Raw genomic sequence first — 19471 nt, forward strand, 5'->3', positions numbered from 1 at the left:
TATCTATTTAAGTCTTTGTTTCCAACATAAATCAAAAATAAACATAATAGAAAAATACCTATTGCTGTTAGTATAATATCTTGTTTATCTTTACCCTCTCTATGTCTTTTTACGATTGCTAAACATACCGAACCAGTCAAACCTAAACACGTCATGATTATATCCATCAGTTTAAACATCCCCCCCTATTGGCTATAATAAGTGTCCATATTGTATGTTTCTTATTCTACGATAACAATTACTAAGACTGTAAAAATATGTCGTTTTGGCACGTATTCTAAGAACAAACAGTTACTATAGATAAATGCTTCCTTGAACAGATAGTAAACGATAGGAGAAGAAAAAAGATTCTGTAACATCATAGGTATATAGAATTGTTTGTCAGAACATTAAAATAATTATACGGTATTTATAGAAATAATGGAAAAAAAGCAATTAATTAAAACCAAGCTTTCTTCAATAATTGAATGGCACAGGGAATGTCAGCTATGGATATTCCTCCAAATCCCATCAAAACGTAAGACTTTTTCTGGAGATTATTTACCATATCATACGGAGATAAAGGATATACCTTTACGCTTTGTTCTGCCGCTTTATTTATAAGCTCTTGTTCATTCATCCCGTTATGAACGTGTAATACAATATGAAGACCAGAATCAGAACCTATGATATCTACTAGAGGTCCCATCTCTTTTTGGATGGTATGTACTAAAAAGTGATGTTTCTTTTTATATACAGTACGAATTCGATTTAAGTGTCGCTCCCAATACCCCTCTTTCATAAATGTTGCAAACGTAAGCTGCTGTATTTTGGAGACGGTTTGCTTGAAAATGGTTCCATCATGTTGATAGTTTGCTAGTAGAGTTTGCGGAAGAACCATGTAACTCATTCGGAATGAAGGTAAAAATGATTTTGAAAATGTGCCCATATAAATGACACGCCCGTTAGTATCTAACCCTTGTAAGGAAGGAATCGGTTTTCCTGTGTAACGAAATTCACCGTCATAATCATCTTCTATAATGTACCCGTTATTGTCGTTAGCCCATTTGAGTAGTTCCATTCGGCGAGAAAGCGTCATAATCATTCCATATGGAAATTGATGAGACGGTGTTACATATACGACATTCGCACCACTTTCATATAAAGAAGAAATATGAATCCCTTTTTCATCTAGGGAAATTGGCCGTATATGTAAGCCGCAGCTTTGCATGACAGCTCTTACGCGGTGGAATCCTGGATTTTCCATTGCATAGTTGTTCTCATAACCAAGTAATTGCAAAAGTAACCAAAGAAGAGGTTGTGTACCCGCTCCAATAACAATGTGTTCTGGAGTAGATTCAACACCGCGTGCTTGATAGAGATAACGAGAAATTTCAGAACGTAGTTGCCATTCGCCTTGAGGATCTTCTTTTGTAAACAAATCATTCTCATATTCTAAGAGACAATTATTTGTGATCTTTTTCCAAGTAGACAATGGAAAGGAAGAGGTATCTATGCTTCCGTGACTGAAATCAAAACGAAAATTCTCCTGAACAGATTTTTTTCTATTTACTATATTTTTATTATTTGTTGTTCGAATCATATTGTAATCTATACTCGCCACAAATAAACCACGTCTATGTTTACTCTCTACATATCCTTCAGCTATTAACTGTTGATAGGCATATTCCACTGTATTACGGCTTACATTAAGCTGCAAAGATAAACTCCGATGAGATGGCAGGCGACTACCGAATTCAATTTTTCCTTGTAAGATTTCTTTTTTCATGTAGTTATAAATTTGTATGTAAAGAGGTATTTTACTTTTTGAGTCTAATGGGATGGTGAGTTCCATTGTTATCAACCTTTCAAACTGCCCTTGTAAAAAAGAGTGAAACTGTCACTTATAAAAGGGGCATATGATTTCTATAATACAATCATAAAACATTTTGAATTTTTGATAAATAGTTGGAGGGGAAGATTATGAATACACATGTACGAGAGGTAAAAACAGAACAAGAATTTTGCAAGGTGCTACCAGTATTACAACAACTGCGACCTAAACTCTCTAGAGAAGAAGTGCTGTCTCTTTTAGAAAGGATGCAAGAAGAAAATTATCGTCTATTTGCTTTGTTTAATCATGAAGGAGAAGTAGTGAGCTTAGCCGGAGTGGCAATTTGTACAAATTTTTATAATGCGAAACATGTCTTTATATATGACCTTGTTACAGCAGAAGCACATCGTTCAAAAGGACATGGAGAAAAACTACTCTCGTATATTGAAGAGTGGGGGCAAGAGAATAATTGTACTTGTGTCGTATTAACTTCAGCGTTTCCAAGAGTAGATGCACATCGTTTTTATGAGAGAGAAGGATATGAGAAGGTGAGTTATTCATTTCATAAGGAAATATAAAAAAGAGGAGGATTTTCAAAAAGCAGACCTTTTTGAAAATCCTCTTTTGTGTTTTTGAAAAGGAATGATAAGGTTGTTATTTATTATTAGCAAAAGTGAAGGAATGCTTGTTTTGTATGTGTGGATTTGTTTCTTTGTGTCTTTCCATTTTTTTTATAGAATATTTTTGTTTGGTTAAAGCATCTTGTACTCCTGTTGTCATTAGTTTTAAGACAAGAATAGTTAAAAATAAAGCAATAAGTGTACTAAAAACAATCCACATAGATACGTTTAGTTCAAAATAGTTGAGACCAATAAGTCCTGCCCAGTCGTTAGAAAGTGAAATAAATTTATCTTCTGCTAAATCTGCACTTTTCTTTTGTACCCCTCCGATAAATTGATTTACTAGCGCGAGGTGCATAATTAACAGAAGTGTTTGCACAATGTGCTGCATAAATAATAAGAAAAGACGATCTTTTAATACTACGCGTAAATGCATACGAACAATATAGAGACGACTGGCGCCCATTAATTGTGAGCTTAAAATATAGTCTTGTTTCATAAATTCATCAATTTCAGAAGATACATATGTTGTTATAGTAGGTAAAACAACAAGGACAAGAACGATAGCTTGATAAGATAGAAGAGAAAAGTTCACGTCGAGTTTACTATCTAAGTTTGAAAAAATCATTTTGTCCATAGGCTGCATTAATATATATGCAATGAAAACGGTTGGTAAATAATAAAATACTTCTGTACATGTTTTTACAAAAGATTTTAATCGCGTTACATATAAGCTTAATAACACACCAAGTATTGTACCAAGGAAAACTCGTAATAAACTAATTCCAATCGCGAATAAAATCGTAAACTTCGCACCGTCTAGTATTTGGAGAAAAATAGATTCACCAAAACGATCTGAACCAAGCGGTGGCATTTGCTTTGGTGAAAATGGCGAGGCGGCAATTAATTCTCCATTCTCATCGTATAACAGTCTCATTGGTTTTAAAGTATCTTCTTTGAAGTAAAAGCCGTAAATAAAACTAGCGATGACAAGTACAACTATATATGTTAATCCGATAACAAAACGTTTTGATTTCCAAATAGCCTTCATATAATCTCTCCATTCATTTGTGTTTGCCATCTTTTCATAAAGTAAGAACAAATTTGAAATAAAAGGTAAAAAGGCATAACAATCATTATAAGTACAATAAATGTAATGGATGTTGAAAAATGATTTGTGAAAATAAGGAATTGAATAATGCCTGACATGTGAAACACGGATTCTAGTACAAATAAATTGGAAAGTAAAAAGACAAAAATCATTTTTGAATGATGGAATAGGTGAATGAAAATGTTTTTAAATAAATGTATACGGATGATATAGCTTGATGAAAGTCCTTTCCCGTAGGCAACTTCAACATACGGTTTTATACGCTCTTCCTCTATGTACAATATCATCATTCGAAACATTTGAATGGTAGGGAGTATCGACAAACAAATAATAGGAAGTATGTACGCTCTGTTTTCATTGAATGTCATAATATGTACTGGCAATTCACCTGTTTGACGGAAATACCACATAAAAAACATTTGTAGACAGATCATAATCATGACATCAGGGATGGCCTCCAATACGAAAACAGTGCGCTCTATCATATTTTTAATCCGCTTTGATGATAGAAAATAAAGGTAAGCAATACTTGCTGCAACAAATAAAGAAAGAAATAGGGCAGCAAATAAAATTGTAAATGAATATACGTATGGTTCTAATACAGTAGGAAACAAGGAAACGGTTTTCATGTTTCCTGTAGATGCAGGGATTTGAAAAGTAAGCGAGTGTACAGAAAAAATTTGTTTTCCCATATTAGTGATGGCTTGTATGAACTTGATTGGCTGAAATGAAATGTTTCTGCTTTCGTTTATAAATAGGGCTGGGATGTTTAAGAGAATAAGTAACATAATGAAAACAGTTAATAGCTGTATAGAAGATTTCCATAGTTTCCTTAGCATAATATCCCTCCGAAAATACATTTTTACAATATTATACAAAATAATTAGGGGTTTGTTTTGATTTTTCAGAAAAAATATTATAATAAATAAAACTAGTAAAAAATATAATATTTATCTAGTTCAAGTATTAAGTAGAGAAGAGTGGTTTGATGTTATTTCCAACTATTGATTGGATGGAAGATAAGAAAGCAAATATAGGGGGATTCTATGAAACAAACGTATTTAGAAGGTGAAAAAGTAATGGAGAGTACTATGATTCAATTCGGATGGGAATGATCCGTGAGGAATGGGAAGAAATGAAAACAGCAAGGAGATAAGCCGTTTCTACCTATATAAATCCAAATTAAACAATCAACATAAAAACCCTCGTTCTTTTTAGGTGGGCGAGTACATCTGGCCATGCATAGAAGCGGTCGGGGCTTTTTTCTACCACATGCAAGTAATTCTGCATAGCAGCGACTTATAAAGAAAAGCGGAGCTGACTGCTTAGGAGGCAGAGCTAGACAAAGATGGCGAAAAATTAAAATAGATATATATAGATACTATAACGTTCAAACAATGATTTACAAGATGTATAAAAAGAAGTAGGAGGAGCCTCTATGAATTTTGTAATTCGTGAGATGAAAGAAGAAGATATTCTATCTGTACAATATGTAGCTAAAGCTTCATGGAATGATACGTATAAGGATATTATTCCGGCAGCAGTACAAGAGAAATTTTTAGGGCATGCCTATTCCCCTAACATGATGAAGCATCGTTTACAACATTCACATTTATTTGTAGGAGAAGTAGACGGGAAAGTTGTAGGATTTGCCAATTTTTTACCAATAAAGCATCAAAATGAAGCTGAGTTAGGAGCGATATACTTATTGCCCGCATATCAAGGGAATGGTATGGGAACAGCGTTATTACGTAAAGGAATTACAACGTTAGAAGGTGTCAAGAAGATTTATATAAACGTAGAAGCAGAGAATAAAACAGGAAAAGCATTTTATACTGCAAAAGGATTTGCAGTGGTAGATGCGTTTGAAGAAGATTTTGATGGACATACGCTGAAAACATTAAGAATGGTATTACATGTTTAATAGGAGAGAGGAAAGATGTTTTTATGATCCAAAGAGCAACTGAAAGTGATGTGGAAAAAATTTTAGTTCATTCGGCTGAGTCTTTATATGAAGGAACGATGAAAACAAGTAAGTTTAGCCAAGAGAAAGTACTGGAAATTACGACGCCACTTTTAGAAAAAGGAGCATATTATCTTGTTGTTAAACAAGATAATATTTTAAAAGGATGGATATTGATTGGGAGCAATAAGGACTATTTTTCTGGAGAAGAAATAGGTTTTATTTATGAATTGTATGTGTTGCACCCTTATCGTGGACAAGGGTTTTCACGTCAGCTTATGAGAACAGCTGTCGATGAACTTGATAAGCTGGGCTACTCAGAAATTCGTTTGAATGTATTTGCAGGGAATTTTGCGAAAGAGTTGTATAAAGAAATGGGATTTGTTGAAAGGCAAGTTGTTATGAGTTTGAGGCGTGAGAGTAAATAAACTAGGAAGAAAAGTAGAATTCCGCAATAATTAGAGCCAAGAAGCATTATTTGGGTTAAGGAATAATGATAGAAAAGCATTTGAACAGGGGATAAAAGGTTATATCTAAGAAGGGTATACGTAATATATAAGTTAAAAAACGACATAAAACTTCCCCTTTCTTTAGGGAGGACGAGAGCATCATGAGATAGGATTTAACATGAATATAATGAAGTTGCCATCAGTGGGGAATGAAGATATCCTATGCTGATGGCAGTTTCGTTTTAGCGATACATCGTCCAAGTTCCAATATCCTCAAAGCCCAAACGTTTATAAATTCGTCCAGCAGCAGGATTGCTGTAAAATAAACAAAGCGCTCTTCCTTCCGCAATAAAATTTTGAATCATTTTACTTACGATTTGCGAAGCATACCCTTTGCCGCGGTGATTGGGATGTGTGCATACACCTACAACCATAGCGGATAATGAATTTTCAGCAGATGTAGACGCACATGCGATGATTTCTCCGTTTTTCTCTATGTAATATGTCCGGCCTGTGTTTGTTTCAATTGCTTGGCGCAGGAGTTTTCCACTATTGTCTGCCAGTTCAAATTCAGTAATTTGTTTTCGTAATTGCATAATACGATCTACGTCTAAGGCAGTTGCTATTTTTATATCCTCTTTGCTTGTATCTTTGACTAACTGTGTTTCAGCTGTACATTCACAAAAGTATGTGTGCATTTTTTTACCAAGTTTTAAGTTAGTGAGATTTTCAAACTGTTCGACAACCTCTGATTTTCCAGAGAGTTTAATATGGTCATAATTAAGAAATTGATTAATGAATGCTTCTGGCTGGAATGAATCCCCAGCATAGGCGATAAAGGAATCATGGAAACGCAATAAGACAGCGTGTAATTCATTTTCTATTGTAAATTGCCCCCATAGTTCTTGAAAGTCTTGATCATATCCAAATGCCTCAATATCACCGATTAAGAATAAATTAAATGCAGCTTCTTTCTTTAGGAACGAAATTACTTGTTCATGATCTTGTTCTGTTAATTTGCGAATCATGTTTGCTCCCCCTTTTTTTATATTTTCTAAATATTAGTACGTATTATTTTGAAAATCAACAAAAATGTATGTTTAGTTCACAACGTTTAGGAAAAACTAGGAAGGATATGAAAAAGGAGGTTATGAACGGTGGATCATCCAATTCAAGGGCTGATGAAAGCAGCTATGGAAAATTTGAAAGAAATGGTTGATGTAAATACAATTGTCGGTGAGCCTGTTCAAACAGCTGATGGCGGCATTGTATTAACTGTTTCAAAGGTAGCGTTTGGTTTTGGAGCAGGTGGATCAGATTTTTCAGCAAATGATGTACAAAAGGTACAAGGTCATCCTGCATTTGGTGGTGGTAGTGCTGGTGGAGTTTCTATTACACCGGTGGCTTTTCTTGTTGTAAATAAGGATGGCGTAAATATTCTTCATTTACAAAATGCAACGCATTTGGCAGAGAAAGTAATTGAACTTGCACCGCAAACCATTGATAAAATTCAGTCCATGTTTCAAAATAATAAAAAGCAAGACCAATCACATTATCCAAAAAATCCAGATGAAATCGCATGAAAAATGCCTGTTTATAAACAGGCATTTTTTCTTGTAATGGAGATGTAATAAAACTCATAAAAATGTAAATAGTTTTTGTAGTTTTTTCTATATTTCTAAAAATTTTCGTGATAAAATATCCTATAGTATTGAAACATATAAAACGAAGGTGGCTAGGTGCTTTGTCTGGAGGATCTGACCAAATCAAAAATATGATTTATATTAATGGTAATCGTCGCAATCATTGTTTTATCACATCTGGAATTACGTTTGAGGAGTTTGCAAACAATATTCCTTCACCGCTTCATCAAATGCTGCTTTTAAAGCATAGTTTTGAATGGACGGATTTTCATTATCATACTTTATTCGAATATGTAGAAGAAGAGAATATACATAAATTAATTTCAGCAGATGTCGAGGAGTTTGAGGAATTTTGTTGGATTGATTTTGATGATGTAAATGACTTGGATGAATTGGCGCCAAAAGAAATTGCAGAATTGCTTTATTTGGCGCACAAAAAGGAACCGCTTGGGAAGGCTTTTTTCCCGCTTTTGAAAAATAGATTTGTTTATCTTTCTCACGATGACGGATGGTATAATAAAGTGTACTATCGAAGAATGCAGGAATTTATTGGTATGCTTAGTAAGGTAATTCCTTATAAACTTGGCTCATTTGGAAAAAAACGATTCGCATTCTTTCAAAAATCGAAAATTTATCCAGCAATTTCAAAAGAGGTTATTCTTGAACTTCTGCCATTTATGGAAGATGGCTTATACTTAGATTTAGCCGGAAAAATAGAATCAAGACGCGGTTTAGAGATTCCTGTTTATGTCATCGGTTCGTATGAAAGTACAAATGAAGTCTTAGATGGTTTAGAAGATTTGAAAAGTGAAGCTTCTAAAACAGGATGGCTTATCTTTGATAAGAAAGAGCAAGAGTGGCAGTGGATAATGGATTAAGAGAACTTGACGATATGAGTCAAGTTTTCTTTTTTGAAAGGAGATAAAATGGAGAAGAATTTTATTATAGTAGGTATTAGTAGTATTATACTTGTCGCAATCATGCTATTAACATGTCCGAAAGAAGCGGATTTTCAAAAGCATTTAGAAGACAAATATTCAATTGTGTGTAATGAAGTAGATTTTAATTGTACGCAGAAAAAAGATCAAAAAGAAGAGAAAATGGAGTTTGTTAGTAAGGATGTTCGAAACGGCGTATTTTTTATAAAGATAGAGCAGACGTTTCAAACAGAAACAGAGATAAAGAAGACGTATAGCGCTGTTGGGATATTCGGCATGTTTCTCTTTTCCTCTGAAAAGACTTTCTAAAATGTAGAAGGTCTTTTTTTTGTACTCTCTTTCATATAGTTAGGATAAGACAAGCTTAGGGAGGGAGTTATGGTGAATAAGATTTGCATGGTTTGCGGGGGTGAAGATTTTTTTTCGTCCACCTTATATGCTCGTACAAAACAAGACTGGGCATATGCACCGAATATGTATCGCTTTGAAAAAGTATTTATTGAACAGCGAGATGAGGAGAATTATCCAGTGTTTCAAGAAATTACTGCTTATCATTGTAGTAGCTGCGGTTATGTGATGTTATTTCGTTAATATGCACCTGGCGCATAAGGGATGTAACAATTGTTGCATCCCTTACATAAGAAAAAGGAGTGACAGATTCACTCCTTTTTCTTGGTGTGTAAATAGTTTGTATCAAACAAGTGTTTTTTAAAGTGCTGATAAGAAGAACGGATATAATAAACTAAACAGTAAAGAAAATCCTCCAAAACCAATGGCTGTATATCCGAGTGTTTTTGCTTCGTAATGAACAGCAAGAAGTCCAATTAAAATGGAAAGCGATCCAAGTGTAATGGGATAGAAAGCAATTGAAAATAAGGAGAGAAATAATGCAACGTATCCAACAATGTTACCGATGTCCGTCCGCTCTTCTTCTTTATGAATTTCTTTACGACGACGTCTAATTGGAAGTCGCTGAGGGGTAATTTCTATTGCATATTCTTCCTGTTTTTCTCCGCTTTTTAGATGATGTGTTCGTTTTTTCGGCAAGGAATGTCCCTCTCTTTCGAATTAGGGTATGCTTAGTATTTTTTATTAAATAAGAAAACATGCTTATTATTTATATACAACTAAAGAAAAAAATGGAGAAACAATTATCTGTTGCTATATTATCCATCTCTTCTTAAGAATAAACAGGAAAAATGTAAAATGGTGTAGAATGACTTTTACATAGATGTAAAATGGAAAGGTGGGAGAAAAAATAATGAAGTTTAATTGGCATGAAGCAGCGCAGCAAAAATGGGATGATAATGCGGATTTCTGGAGTCAAAATAGTCAAGAAATGTGGGATAATGGTAGCCGCAGTACAATTATTCCGTTTTTTCAAAAATATATACGAAGCGGAGAAACCGTTCTTGATGTAGGGTGCGGGGATGGATATGGTACATACAAACTAAGTAAAGCTGGTTACAAAGCTTGTGGTGTCGACTTATCGGAGCAAATGATTGAAAAAGGGAAAAGTCGAGGTGAACATTCTAATTTATCATTTATAGTGGGTGATCTTACTTCGTTGCCGTTTCAAGATGGGGAGTTTGCCTCCGTGTTAGCGGTAAATTCATTAGAATGGACCGAAGCACCTCTTGAAGCGTTGCAAGAAATAAAGAGAGTGTTAGGAAAAGAAGGTTTTGCCTGTATTGCTATTTTAGGACCAACTGCAAAACCACGTGAGAATAGCTATCCACGTTTATATGGGGAAAATGTCGTTTGTAACACAATGATGCCATGGGAGTTTCAAAAACTTGCACAGGAGCAGGGGTTATATTTGGTAGATGGAATGGGAGTATATAAACGAGGGGTAAACGAAAAGATGATTGGACAACTTCCGCTTGAATTGCAGCAAGCTTTAACATTTATGTGGGTATTTATGTTTCAAAAGAAGTAACTTTTCTTGCTACTAATGGGCAATAATCCTCACGGATAGAAGTTTTATTGTAAAGGTGGATTATAAGTGCAGAAAATACAAAAAACTGATACAATATTTTCAGAAACAATTAAAGGGGGACTAGGGAATATGGCAGCAACTACTACAGTAAAATCTGATATTGAAATTGCACAAGAAGCAAGTATGAAGAAAATTCAAGAGATTGCAGCAGAATTAAACATTTTAGAAGAAGAATTAGAGCCGTACGGTCATTATAAAGGGAAACTATCTCTTGATATTTTTAAGCGCTTACAAGGAGAAGAAGATGGAAAAGTTGTACTAGTTACAGCGATTAACCCTACTCCAGCAGGGGAAGGGAAATCAACGGTAACAGTTGGTTTAGGACAAGCGTTTAATAAAATCGGTAAAAAAGCAGTGATTGCGCTTCGTGAACCATCTCTTGGACCAACTATGGGATTAAAAGGCGGTGCAGCAGGCGGAGGTTACTCGCAAGTTGTACCAATGGAAGATATTAATCTTCACTTTACAGGTGACATTCATGCGATTACAACTGCAAATAATGCACTTGCAGCATTTATTGACAATCACATTCAACAAGGAAATGATTTGCGTATCGATACGCGTAAAATCGTATGGAAACGTTGTGTAGATTTAAATGATCGTGCACTTCGCAATGTTGTAATCGGCCTTGGCGGACCAGTGCAAGGTGTGCCGCGTGAAGACGGCTTTGATATTACAGTTGCATCTGAAATTATGGCTGTATTCTGCTTAGCGACAGATGTACAAGACTTAAAAGGACGTTTAGCACGTATTGTTGTAGCTTATAACATGGATAACGAACCTGTAACAGTAAAAGATTTAGGTGTAGAAGGTGCATTAACACTGTTATTGAAAGATGCGTTAAAACCAAATTTAGTACAAACGTTAGAAAATACACCAGCAATCATTCATGGCGGCCCATTTGCTAACATTGCACACGGCTGTAACAGTGTAATCGCAACGAAAATGGCAGCAAAATTAGGTGATTATGTGATTACGGAATCTGGCTTTGGTGCGGATTTAGGTGCTGAGAAATTCTTAGATATTAAAGCACGTGCAGCAGGAATCAAACCAGAAGCAGTTGTTATTGTTGCAACAATTCGTGCCCTTAAAATGCATGGCGGCGTAGCGAAAGATGGATTAAAAGAAGAGAATGTTGATGCGTTAGCAAAAGGTATGGAAAACTTACAAAAACATGTTGAAACAATTCAAGCATTCGGTGTTCCATTTGTTATCGCAATTAACAAGTTCATTACAGATACGGATAAAGAAGTTGTATACTTACAAGAGTGGTGCAATGAGCGCGGTTATGAAGTATCTTTAACGGAAGTATGGGAAAAAGGCGGTCAAGGCGGTGTTGACCTGGCAGAGAAAGTATTAAAAGTAATTGAAAAAGGTGAGAATACATACGCACCTTTATATGATTTAGAGCTTCCGTTAGAAGAGAAAATTCGTACAATTGCTCAAAAGGTATACGGTGCAAAAGATATTGAATTTGCGCCAAAAGCTCGCAAACAATTAACGCAATTTGCTGCAGAAGGTTGGGGTAACTTACCAATTTGTATGGCAAAAACACAGTATTCTCTTTCTGATGATCCAACAAAACTAGGACGTCCATCTGACTTTATTGTGACAATTCGAGAATTTAAACCATCTATTGGTGCTGGCTTTATCGTTGCATTAACAGGAACAATGTTAACAATGCCAGGCCTTCCAAAGAAACCAGCTGCTTTGCAAATGGACGTAAATGAAGATGGAAAAGCAGTAGGTTTATTCTAAAAGGTTGTATTTCTTCTCTTTTATCGGTAAACTATACGTACATCATACGGCGCCTTTCGATGGAAAGGCGCTTGTTTTTTGGAGGAATATATGTTTGATCCAACTGTTTTTGAAAATTTAAAAGTTGTCGTTGAAGGAGCTGTATATGATTTTGATTTACATGCTGATATCGTTGTAACGAATCGAAAGGATATAATGGATCTGGCATCATTTAGTCGTACGTATACCATTTCGTTTCAGCTCACAGAATATATAGAGCCATTAGTGGAAGCGACTTTTTTATTATCAGTTGATGCAAAGAATTTATCAGGTGAGATATTAGCGGTACCAAATTTTGTTCCTGGCTGTGAAATGAAACTTTTCTTTGAATTTTCTATGGGGCATCCAGAAAAAGATTGCCAAGAAATCGAAGCGTTGCTACAATCCATATGGGGAAAAGAACGAATGATTACGCAGCAAATTTCATACGAATATAATAAGCAAGCGATTTCATATCATAATAAAGTAGACATCTTATTTCAAAAAGCGATTACAGAAGATCATGTCGATGACTTAGTAACTGTTATTTCTCATATGATAGAAACGATGCGAATAATACAACAATTTCTTCAAAAATAGAGATAAAGGAGAAAAAGAAATGATAAAAGAAATGCAACCATTTTTGCAACAAGCTTGGGAGAAGGCTGGTTTTAAAGAGTTTACTGAAATTCAAAAGCAAGCTATTCCAACGATTTTAGAAGGACAAGACGTTATTGCTGAATCTCCAACAGGAACAGGTAAAACATTAGCGTATTTATTACCACTTTTACATAAAATTAACCCTGAAGTGAAACAACCTCAAGTGGTCATTTTAGCACCAACGCGTGAACTTGTGATGCAAATTCATGAAGAAGTACAAAAGTTTACGGCAGGTACTGAGATTTCAGGTGCATCTTTAATTGGCGGTGCAGATATTAAGCGTCAAGTAGAGAAGCTAAAGAAACATCCACGAGTAATCGTTGGGTCACCTGGACGTATTTTAGAACTAATCCGTATGAAGAAATTGAAAATGCATGAAGTGAAAACGATTGTATTTGATGAGTTTGATCAAATTGTAAAACAAAAGATGATTGATGCCGTGGCCGATGTAATTAAATCGACAATGCGTGATCGTCAAGTCGTATTTTTCTCGGCAACAATGACAAAAGATGCAGAAGAAGTAGCACGTGATTTTGCAGTTCAGCCGCAATTTATTCGTGTGAAACGAACAGAAACGAAGAGTCTTGTTGAACATACGTATATCGTTTGTGAACGCCGGGAAAAAAATGATTTTGTTCGTAAAGTTATGCATACTGGTGATGTAAAAGCAGTTGCTTTCTTAAATGATCCGTTCCGTTTAGATGAAATTGCTGAGAAATTGAAATTCCGTAAGATGAAAGCAGCGGCTCTTCATGCGGAAGCGAGCAAACAAGAACGTGAAGCAACAATGCGTGCATTCCGTCAAGGCAAAGTAGAGATTTTATTAGCAACAGATATCGCAGCGCGTGGATTAGATATTGATGACTTAACACACGTTATTCATTTAGAATTGCCAGATACGCTGGATCAATATATTCATCGTTCAGGACGTACAGGACGTATGGGGAAAGAAGGAACGGTCATTTCACTTGTGACACCACAAGAAGAGAAGAAGTTACTTCAATTTGCGAAGAAGCTAGGTATTCAGTTCAAGAAACAAGAAATGTTTAAAGGATCGTTTGTTGAATCGAAACCGAAAGCTCCAAAGAAAAAGAAACCAGCATTCACTGGAAAGAAAAAGCCTAGATAAATGGGAAAAGCCGTAGCTGCGAATATGATGTAGCCACGGCTTTTCTTTATCCCGCATTAACGGGCAGTAATACTCCCACTTCAAAATTCAGCGAAAGCAAAGAAGTTAGGTGGGAGATAGACTGCCCGTAAAAGCCCGATTGGTGAGGGCTGATAATCAGTGGGGGATGAAGCAAATCCCCACTGATTAAAGTTTCACTTTATCAGGTAATACGCAGCTGTTCTAAATAAAACACACTCTTATGAAGAGAAGTTTCTATATAACCAATAATTTGATTCATTGTAAATACTTGTAGAGGCTCATATAAATCTTGCTGTGAGTACAGCATATCTTCAAACACTAATGATTTAAAAGAATGGATGTGTTCCCCTGGTACTTCCTCAATACCTATCAAATTCGCGTTCATATTTAAGATATGAAATAAGTTCTTATCCCTATCATAATAATGTAGCAACTTTCCGTTTAAAATCTTAAAGTCGTGATGGTACAAAGAAAGGATATTAGGATCATGATCGATTCGATTTTTGAGCCAGGGAAGATAGAAGCCTTGCAGCCATATATCATCAGCAATGAGATGTGTGTAATATCCTAATATGAAAGGAGAATCTTTGTACGCCTTATATTTATGTAGGAATGCTTCATAATCAATTTTTCTTGTATAATTCTTTACTGTGCCTTTATAAAAGTGCGATATTTCTTTTTCCTCTTTTGAATGAACTGCATCTGCCGCAATTCCTCCGAGTAGGAAAGAAGTTTTGTCTTGAATCTCTAATTTTTTTGCAACCAAATTCGCTATAATTACATGCATAATTCTTGATCCCATGAAAGGTACCTCCGCTTGAAAGAGAATCATGTTATGTTGGCTGAACATTTAATAAAACTTTTCCGGTACTTTGTCTACTTTCGACCCATTCATGTGCTTTCCCTGCATCCTGAAGTGAAAAATGATTTCCGATTTTAATTTGTAGGCTACCATTGCTTAAAAGAGGAAATATTTGCTCTGCAGTATGCCCGAGTAAATGAGGTCGTTTTTTTCGAGTTGTTCCAAAGCTAAAGCCAAGAACAGATCGGCAGCTTGCATGTAAATCTTTTGTCTGAAATGTTCCGATATTACCGCTTGCATTTCCAAAATGGACGAGGCGCCCATAGAAAGCAAGACATTGCAAGCTTTGTTCTGATATGGTACCGGAAATAGAATCCAATATAACGTCTGCACCTTCTCCATTCGTAATCTCATTCATTTTATGTACAAAGTCTTCTTCCTTATAACAAATAACATGATCTGCTCCGGCTTCTAAAGCAATTTTCTTTTTTGCTTCATTTCCAACTGTTCCAATGACCTTTCCAGCACCTAAAATTTTAGCGAGTTGAATAGTTGTTGTACCAATTCCTCCTGCAGCGGCATGGATCAGTACAGTTTCGCCTTGTTGTAACCTTGCAATATTTGCTAGCAGTGTATAACTTGTAAACGAAACAATCGGACAGGCTGCAGCCGTTTCAAAATCAATTTCATCTGGTAATACAAAAGTAAGTTCTTCATTTGCTACAACATATTCGGCGTACGATCCGTTAACTGGAAAAGCAATAACGCGCTGTCCTACCTTAATATTCGTTACGTTAGCCCCAACCTGTTCTACGATTCCAGCAGCATCTATACCAGGTATAAAAGGAAGATTCCCGGTGCCCTTTTTTCCATATCGAGATTTAATATCAGCAAAGTTCACACTTGTTGCGACAACGCGAATTAAAACTTGATTCGCGTTAATAGACGGCATAGTTACGTCTGTATATTTCATCATTTCAGGGCCTCCAAAGGCAGTTACAATAATTGCTTTCATGATCTGTCCTCCTAAAGTAGATTCTATAATTTATTTTAAAAGGTCATCATAAATTGGAAAATTATATAATGGTTATGAAGAGTTATAAGAAAACGTTATGAAAAATTTATTTCAAAAAAATCGAACGAAATTTTCTGTTCTTGCCAATATATAGTGTACGACATAAGGAAGGAGGGGATGAAGGATGGAGAAAGAAGCTGAATATGGTTATCTTATCGAGCAGACGTTATTAGGAAATCAGGAAGCATATAGTGAACTATACGATAAAACAATTGAAGATGTGTATAAGACAGCTCACTTTTTAATCGAGGAAAAGTCGGATGTAGATGATGTTGTTCAGGAAATATATATGCAATTGTATCAATCGCTTAGTCAATTTGATCGGGGGCGCTCCTTTAGGCCATGGTTAATTGGTCTTGCTGTAAGACAAATTCATTCCTATAGGAGAAAGAGATGGATGCGTCTACGGATTGTGAAAAAAGCAGAAGAACAGCGAAAACCAATTGAATTTGATTTTTCTACTGATCTTGTCAACAAGCTGTCCAATCAAGAGCTTATTACATCGATACATAAGTTACCTTATAAATTAAAACAAGTCATCATCCTGCGGTATTTACATGATTACTCTCAAGAAGAAGTAGCAAATATTTTAGATGTACCAGTTGGAACGGTTAAATCTAGAATTCATGCAGCCTTAAAGAAATTACGGCAAAAAGAGCGTGAGGGAAATATTTTATTAAAAGAAGTGGGGGATGCATAATGAGTCTTGATTACGAAGTAAGAGAATCTTTGCAAGAAGAAGCAAAAGGAATTGTACCATCACCGGAATTGAAAGACAAAGTAATGAATCAAATAAAAGTAGAACGCGGAGGGAAAACAATGAAAAAACGTCTTATAACGAGTGTGTTAGCAGCAACATTACTTATTCCAACGAGTGCTTTTGCGTATCAATCTCTTGTGGCAGATGGTGTGTATGGATCATTTGATAATGTAAAGAAACATTTTGCAAATGCAACATTTCAAGGGTATATGCATGTAAATGCGAAGTTATCGCAAGCAAAAGGTGAAATGGGAGACAAAGAGTATACAGAGTTTACAACATTGTTAAAAGGACTACTAGATGCAAAAATGAAGTATGGAGATGCAAATGGTAATATTGATTACGATCAACTTTCTCAAGAGAAACAAGAGGAAATGACGAAGGCTTCAATGGTAATTCAACCGTATTTTGATAAGTTAAACGGAGAGAAATCAAGTAAAGAAGTGTTAACTTCTGAAGAATTTAAGCAATATATACATGCTCAAATGACATATGAAAAAATACAAGCGAAAATGAAATCAAGTGAACCTATAACGATAGATGAGGTTCCTGAAGAATATAAAGCAGAATTTCAAGAAGCAGATCATTTCATGAATTATGTTAGTGAAAAAGTACAAAAGTAACATATCGAATAAACTTCAAAACAGAGTCCATGACAAGAAAAGTAGACTCTGTTTTGTTACAGCGACAAACATTTTGGTCAAGATAGTAAAATCCTTATTTTGGAGTTGTTTCTGTTTGTTCTCGTTTTATCAAATAATCAATAATTCCCATAGCCCCGATTTCTAAATCGAGTTTTAGCAAGTCATAAATAGAATGCGACGCTGGGACGCCTTGGTTGGTAAGGTGTGATGATACTTTTTCAAGTAATAAATCGGACAGCTCTTGGCTTGCTTTTTCAAAGTTTTGTTCTTGTTGAAACACTTGCTCTCCTGCTTCAACAAATATTGGGAGCCAATGTTCTAGCTGATTGCAAATTTCAGAAATATGAGAAGAGGCACCGTAATGACCGAAATAAATAAAATCGACATTCATATTTTGAATAAGGTCTTTAGAAGCTAACATAGCTTCAGGCTGAAACTGTGTAGGAGATGTTGTTGGCAAATAAAGTTCAACACCTAGTTCGGCTAATTGACGGTAGTAAATGCCAATCGTATCGCCTGTAAATATACCATTTGTTAAAGAATCATGAATGCTAATGTGATGCTTCGCATGACCTGGTGTATCGTAGAATGTCAGCGCCCGATTATTGGCAATTTGCAATGTTTCACCATCTTGTACGATGTGAACACGTTCTTCGGGAATAGGCAAAATGGGATGAAAGAGTTTATCAAATGAATCACCGTAAACAGCTTTTGCACCTTGAATGAGTTTTGTCGGATCAATCATGTGACGAGCGCCCCTAGAATGAACGAACAGCGTTGCACTTGGACATTTTTCCATCATTAAGCCAGCAGCACCAGCGTGGTCCAAATGAACATGTGTAACAATAATATTTTTTATATCGGTCAGTTGGATATTCAATTGTTGTAATCCATCTAATAGATAAGGAAGAGAAGGTGCGGCGCACGTTTCAATTATCGTAATCTCATCACCAAGTAAAACATATGTACCTGTACGTTGTTCATGTTGTAAGTCGTAATCATCGATAAGGTATAGCTGTGAAGATAGTTTTTCTACTTTTTTCAAATTTATCACTCCTTGTATTTTATTATTCTTTTATTATAAAAGAAAAGGCAGAAAACGAAACATCGTTTTCTGCCTTTATGTAATACGTTTAGTTATTTTGTTGTTTGCTAAGAGACATAATAAAGTAGCCGACAAGACCGCCGATTGCTGGAACAGTAATCATTCCCGCGAGTGTGAAATATTTGCTTAAGAAAATACCGTTAACATCCATAAACCAACCTAAAACAAGTAACATCATCATGTATAGTACGAAATAAAATTCGCGATTAGAAAGCTTTTCACTTTGTGCAGTTTTCATTATCAACACCATCCCTATTTTTAATAATGGAATTGAAAATGTCACAATTCAGAAGATAAAATGTCACATTTTGTTCACACTTTTATTGTAAAACTTTCCAAGTAAAATGTCTAGTTAATTGTGACGATTTTTTGAACAAAAATAAAACATTCTCATTAGACAATGTACACCATACATTTTATGATGGATATATAGGCGTGTATGAACTTAAGGAGTCGATATAATATGACAATTTATAATTTTTCTGCAAAAACAATAAAAGAAGAAGAAAAGTCGTTACGTGAATATGAAGGAAAAGTAGTATTAATTGTGAATGTTGCCAGCAAATGTGGTTTTACACCGCAATATAAAGGATTACAAGCTTTGTATGAAAAATATAAAGAACAAGGTTTTGAAATACTCGGATTTCCATGCAACCAATTTGGCGGACAAGAACCAGGGACAGAAGAAGATATTACGAATTTTTGTGAATTAAATTATGGTGTAACGTTCCCTATGTTTATGAAGGTTGAGGTAAAAGGTGATAGCATACATCCGTTATTTCACTATTTAACAGAGCAAGCACCAGGATTATTAGGAATGAAAGCGGTAAAGTGGAATTTCACAAAATTTTTAGTAGGTCGTGATGGTAAAGTAGTGAATCGCTTTGCACCGCAAACGAAACCAGAGCAGTTAGAAAAAGAAATTGAAAAAATACTATAGAAAGAGGGAGCTCATATAAAAGA

The 19471-nt window shown here is 35.2% G+C and carries 23 protein-coding genes; 14 read left to right on the forward strand and 9 right to left on the reverse strand.

Features of this window, described 5'->3' with window-relative positions; all coding sequences use genetic code 11:
* Positions 1 to 439 precede the first annotated feature (439 nt).
* Positions 440 to 1834: a MocR-like pyridoxine biosynthesis transcription factor PdxR gene (locus BM350_RS11605; protein ID WP_090911854.1), complete on the reverse strand. Its 1395-nt coding sequence runs from the start codon at positions 1832 to 1834 to the stop codon at positions 440 to 442.
* A gap of 128 nt (positions 1835 to 1962) precedes the next feature.
* Between BM350_RS11605 and BM350_RS11610 the strand changes: the two genes are divergently transcribed.
* Positions 1963 to 2391, forward strand: a complete 429-nt coding sequence (locus BM350_RS11610) for a GNAT family N-acetyltransferase (protein ID WP_090911852.1) — start codon at positions 1963 to 1965, stop codon at positions 2389 to 2391.
* A 76-nt stretch (positions 2392 to 2467) separates the two neighbouring features.
* Here the strand turns inward: BM350_RS11610 and BM350_RS11615 are convergent, their stop codons facing one another.
* Together BM350_RS11615 and BM350_RS11620 are read right to left on the reverse strand one after the other, a co-directional pair.
* The gene (locus BM350_RS11615; protein ID WP_090911850.1) at positions 2468 to 3484 is read right to left on the reverse strand and encodes an ABC transporter permease subunit; all 1017 of its coding nucleotides are present in this window, start codon (positions 3482 to 3484) and stop codon (positions 2468 to 2470) included.
* Positions 3481 to 4383: an ABC transporter permease subunit gene (locus BM350_RS11620; RefSeq protein ID WP_090911848.1), complete on the reverse strand. Its 903-nt coding sequence runs from the start codon at positions 4381 to 4383 to the stop codon at positions 3481 to 3483. The genes BM350_RS11615 and BM350_RS11620 overlap by 4 nt, the downstream gene beginning before the upstream one ends.
* A 599-nt stretch (positions 4384 to 4982) precedes the next feature.
* Here BM350_RS11620 and BM350_RS11625 point away from each other — a divergent pair.
* Complete coding sequence (locus BM350_RS11625) at positions 4983 to 5468, forward strand: GNAT family N-acetyltransferase (protein ID WP_090911846.1); 486 nt, start codon at positions 4983 to 4985, stop codon at positions 5466 to 5468.
* 23 nt (positions 5469 to 5491) lie between these two features.
* Entirely contained in the window at positions 5492 to 5935 is a 444-nt protein-coding gene (locus BM350_RS11630) for a GNAT family N-acetyltransferase (RefSeq protein ID WP_090911844.1), read from the forward strand.
* A 263-nt stretch (positions 5936 to 6198) separates the two neighbouring features.
* Here the strand turns inward: BM350_RS11630 and BM350_RS11635 are convergent, their stop codons facing one another.
* Positions 6199 to 6984, reverse strand: coding sequence for a GNAT family N-acetyltransferase (locus BM350_RS11635; RefSeq protein WP_090911843.1), 786 nt, complete (start codon positions 6982 to 6984; stop codon positions 6199 to 6201).
* 129 nt (positions 6985 to 7113) lie between these two features.
* Here BM350_RS11635 and ytfJ point away from each other — a divergent pair, with 129 nt between their 5' ends.
* From ytfJ to BM350_RS11655, 4 genes are all read left to right on the forward strand, one after another.
* A complete protein-coding gene (gene ytfJ, locus BM350_RS11640) occupies positions 7114 to 7539 on the forward strand; it encodes a GerW family sporulation protein (RefSeq protein WP_090911842.1) in 426 nt (141 codons plus the stop codon).
* A gap of 161 nt (positions 7540 to 7700) precedes the next feature.
* Positions 7701 to 8477 carry an oxalate:formate antiporter gene (locus BM350_RS11645; protein ID WP_090911840.1) on the forward strand — a complete coding sequence of 259 codons (777 nt, stop codon included), beginning with the start codon at positions 7701 to 7703 and terminating at the stop codon, positions 8475 to 8477.
* Between the two features lie 48 nt (positions 8478 to 8525).
* Entirely contained in the window at positions 8526 to 8846 is a 321-nt protein-coding gene (locus tag BM350_RS11650; RefSeq protein ID WP_090911838.1) for a hypothetical protein, read from the forward strand.
* Positions 8847 to 8918: 72 nt separating this feature from the next.
* Complete coding sequence (locus BM350_RS11655) at positions 8919 to 9128, forward strand: hypothetical protein (RefSeq protein WP_035438071.1); 210 nt, start codon at positions 8919 to 8921, stop codon at positions 9126 to 9128.
* A gap of 117 nt (positions 9129 to 9245) precedes the next feature.
* On the opposite strand, the gene BM350_RS11660 is transcribed toward BM350_RS11655, so the two are convergent.
* Entirely contained in the window at positions 9246 to 9584 is a 339-nt protein-coding gene (locus BM350_RS11660; RefSeq protein WP_090911835.1) for a permease, read from the reverse strand.
* A gap of 214 nt (positions 9585 to 9798) precedes the next feature.
* On the opposite strand from BM350_RS11660, the gene BM350_RS11665 reads away from it, so the two are divergent.
* The 4 genes from BM350_RS11665 to BM350_RS11680 all read left to right on the forward strand — a co-directional run bounded on the left by BM350_RS11665 (position 9799) and on the right by BM350_RS11680 (position 14101).
* On the forward strand, positions 9799 to 10476 hold the full coding sequence (locus tag BM350_RS11665; RefSeq protein WP_170857687.1) for a class I SAM-dependent methyltransferase: 678 nt from the start codon (positions 9799 to 9801) through the stop codon (positions 10474 to 10476).
* A 129-nt stretch (positions 10477 to 10605) separates the two neighbouring features.
* Entirely contained in the window at positions 10606 to 12294 is a 1689-nt protein-coding gene (locus BM350_RS11670) for a formate--tetrahydrofolate ligase (protein WP_090912618.1), read from the forward strand.
* 90 nt (positions 12295 to 12384) lie between these two features.
* Positions 12385 to 12912 (forward strand): hypothetical protein, encoded by a 528-nt coding sequence (locus BM350_RS11675; RefSeq protein WP_139207574.1) that lies wholly within the window; start codon positions 12385 to 12387, stop codon positions 12910 to 12912.
* Positions 12913 to 12931: 19 nt separating this feature from the next.
* The gene (locus BM350_RS11680; protein ID WP_090911831.1) at positions 12932 to 14101 is read left to right on the forward strand and encodes a DEAD/DEAH box helicase; all 1170 of its coding nucleotides are present in this window, start codon (positions 12932 to 12934) and stop codon (positions 14099 to 14101) included.
* A 202-nt stretch (positions 14102 to 14303) separates the two neighbouring features.
* Here the strand turns inward: BM350_RS11680 and BM350_RS11685 are convergent, their stop codons facing one another.
* The gene (locus tag BM350_RS11685) at positions 14304 to 14924 is read right to left on the reverse strand and encodes a hydrolase (protein WP_090911829.1); all 621 of its coding nucleotides are present in this window, start codon (positions 14922 to 14924) and stop codon (positions 14304 to 14306) included.
* A gap of 31 nt (positions 14925 to 14955) precedes the next feature.
* Positions 14956 to 15939 carry a quinone oxidoreductase family protein gene (locus BM350_RS11690; protein WP_090911827.1) on the reverse strand — a complete coding sequence of 328 codons (984 nt, stop codon included), beginning with the start codon at positions 15937 to 15939 and terminating at the stop codon, positions 14956 to 14958.
* 184 nt (positions 15940 to 16123) lie between these two features.
* Here BM350_RS11690 and BM350_RS11695 point away from each other — a divergent pair, with 184 nt between their 5' ends.
* Positions 16124 to 16699 (forward strand): sigma-70 family RNA polymerase sigma factor, encoded by a 576-nt coding sequence (locus tag BM350_RS11695; protein WP_090911825.1) that lies wholly within the window; start codon positions 16124 to 16126, stop codon positions 16697 to 16699.
* Entirely contained in the window at positions 16699 to 17382 is a 684-nt protein-coding gene (locus BM350_RS11700) for a DUF3600 domain-containing protein (RefSeq protein ID WP_090911823.1), read from the forward strand. Before BM350_RS11695 ends, BM350_RS11700 begins: the two co-directional genes overlap by 1 nt.
* Before the next feature lie 94 nt (positions 17383 to 17476).
* On the opposite strand, the gene BM350_RS11705 is transcribed toward BM350_RS11700, so the two are convergent.
* Both BM350_RS11705 and BM350_RS11710 read right to left on the reverse strand, forming a co-directional pair.
* Positions 17477 to 18448 (reverse strand): MBL fold metallo-hydrolase, encoded by a 972-nt coding sequence (locus BM350_RS11705; RefSeq protein WP_090911821.1) that lies wholly within the window; start codon positions 18446 to 18448, stop codon positions 17477 to 17479.
* An 88-nt stretch (positions 18449 to 18536) separates the two neighbouring features.
* Positions 18537 to 18758, reverse strand: coding sequence for a DUF3925 family protein (locus BM350_RS11710; RefSeq protein ID WP_170857689.1), 222 nt, complete (start codon positions 18756 to 18758; stop codon positions 18537 to 18539).
* Between the two features lie 213 nt (positions 18759 to 18971).
* On the opposite strand from BM350_RS11710, the gene BM350_RS11715 reads away from it, so the two are divergent.
* Positions 18972 to 19448, forward strand: a complete 477-nt coding sequence (locus BM350_RS11715) for a glutathione peroxidase (protein WP_090911817.1) — start codon at positions 18972 to 18974, stop codon at positions 19446 to 19448.
* The last annotated feature ends 23 nt before the right edge of the window (positions 19449 to 19471 follow it).

It is taken from the genome of Bacillus sp. 103mf (assembly GCF_900116295.1).
Taxonomy (GTDB): Bacteria; Bacillota; Bacilli; order Bacillales; family Bacillaceae_G; genus Bacillus_A; species Bacillus_A bruguierae.

What these genes read in the sequence shown, in the direction of transcription:
- BM350_RS11635 (WP_090911843.1), bottom strand. Translation starts at nt 6,984, where the DNA reads ATGATTCGCAAATTAACAGAACAAGATCATGAACAAGTAATTTCGTTC.
- BM350_RS11695 (WP_090911825.1), top strand. Translation starts at nt 16,124, where the DNA reads ATGGAGAAAGAAGCTGAATATGGTTATCTTATCGAGCAGACGTTATTA.
- BM350_RS11665 (WP_170857687.1), top strand. Translation starts at nt 9,799, where the DNA reads ATGAAGTTTAATTGGCATGAAGCAGCGCAGCAAAAATGGGATGATAAT.
- BM350_RS11615 (WP_090911850.1), bottom strand. Translation starts at nt 3,484, where the DNA reads ATGAAGGCTATTTGGAAATCAAAACGTTTTGTTATCGGATTAACATAT.
- BM350_RS11670 (WP_090912618.1), top strand. Translation starts at nt 10,606, where the DNA reads ATGGCAGCAACTACTACAGTAAAATCTGATATTGAAATTGCACAAGAA.
- BM350_RS11675 (WP_139207574.1), top strand. Translation starts at nt 12,385, where the DNA reads ATGTTTGATCCAACTGTTTTTGAAAATTTAAAAGTTGTCGTTGAAGGA.
- BM350_RS11700 (WP_090911823.1), top strand. Translation starts at nt 16,699, where the DNA reads ATGAGTCTTGATTACGAAGTAAGAGAATCTTTGCAAGAAGAAGCAAAA.
- BM350_RS11605 (WP_090911854.1), bottom strand. Translation starts at nt 1,834, where the DNA reads ATGGAACTCACCATCCCATTAGACTCAAAAAGTAAAATACCTCTTTAC.
- BM350_RS11690 (WP_090911827.1), bottom strand. Translation starts at nt 15,939, where the DNA reads ATGAAAGCAATTATTGTAACTGCCTTTGGAGGCCCTGAAATGATGAAA.
- BM350_RS11715 (WP_090911817.1), top strand. Translation starts at nt 18,972, where the DNA reads ATGACAATTTATAATTTTTCTGCAAAAACAATAAAAGAAGAAGAAAAG.
- BM350_RS11625 (WP_090911846.1), top strand. Translation starts at nt 4,983, where the DNA reads ATGAATTTTGTAATTCGTGAGATGAAAGAAGAAGATATTCTATCTGTA.
- BM350_RS11630 (WP_090911844.1), top strand. Translation starts at nt 5,492, where the DNA reads ATGATCCAAAGAGCAACTGAAAGTGATGTGGAAAAAATTTTAGTTCAT.
- BM350_RS11680 (WP_090911831.1), top strand. Translation starts at nt 12,932, where the DNA reads ATGATAAAAGAAATGCAACCATTTTTGCAACAAGCTTGGGAGAAGGCT.
- BM350_RS11620 (WP_090911848.1), bottom strand. Translation starts at nt 4,383, where the DNA reads ATGCTAAGGAAACTATGGAAATCTTCTATACAGCTATTAACTGTTTTC.
- BM350_RS11710 (WP_170857689.1), bottom strand. Translation starts at nt 18,758, where the DNA reads ATGGTGTTGATAATGAAAACTGCACAAAGTGAAAAGCTTTCTAATCGC.
- BM350_RS11610 (WP_090911852.1), top strand. Translation starts at nt 1,963, where the DNA reads ATGAATACACATGTACGAGAGGTAAAAACAGAACAAGAATTTTGCAAG.
- BM350_RS11685 (WP_090911829.1), bottom strand. Translation starts at nt 14,924, where the DNA reads ATGGGATCAAGAATTATGCATGTAATTATAGCGAATTTGGTTGCAAAA.
- BM350_RS11650 (WP_090911838.1), top strand. Translation starts at nt 8,526, where the DNA reads ATGGAGAAGAATTTTATTATAGTAGGTATTAGTAGTATTATACTTGTC.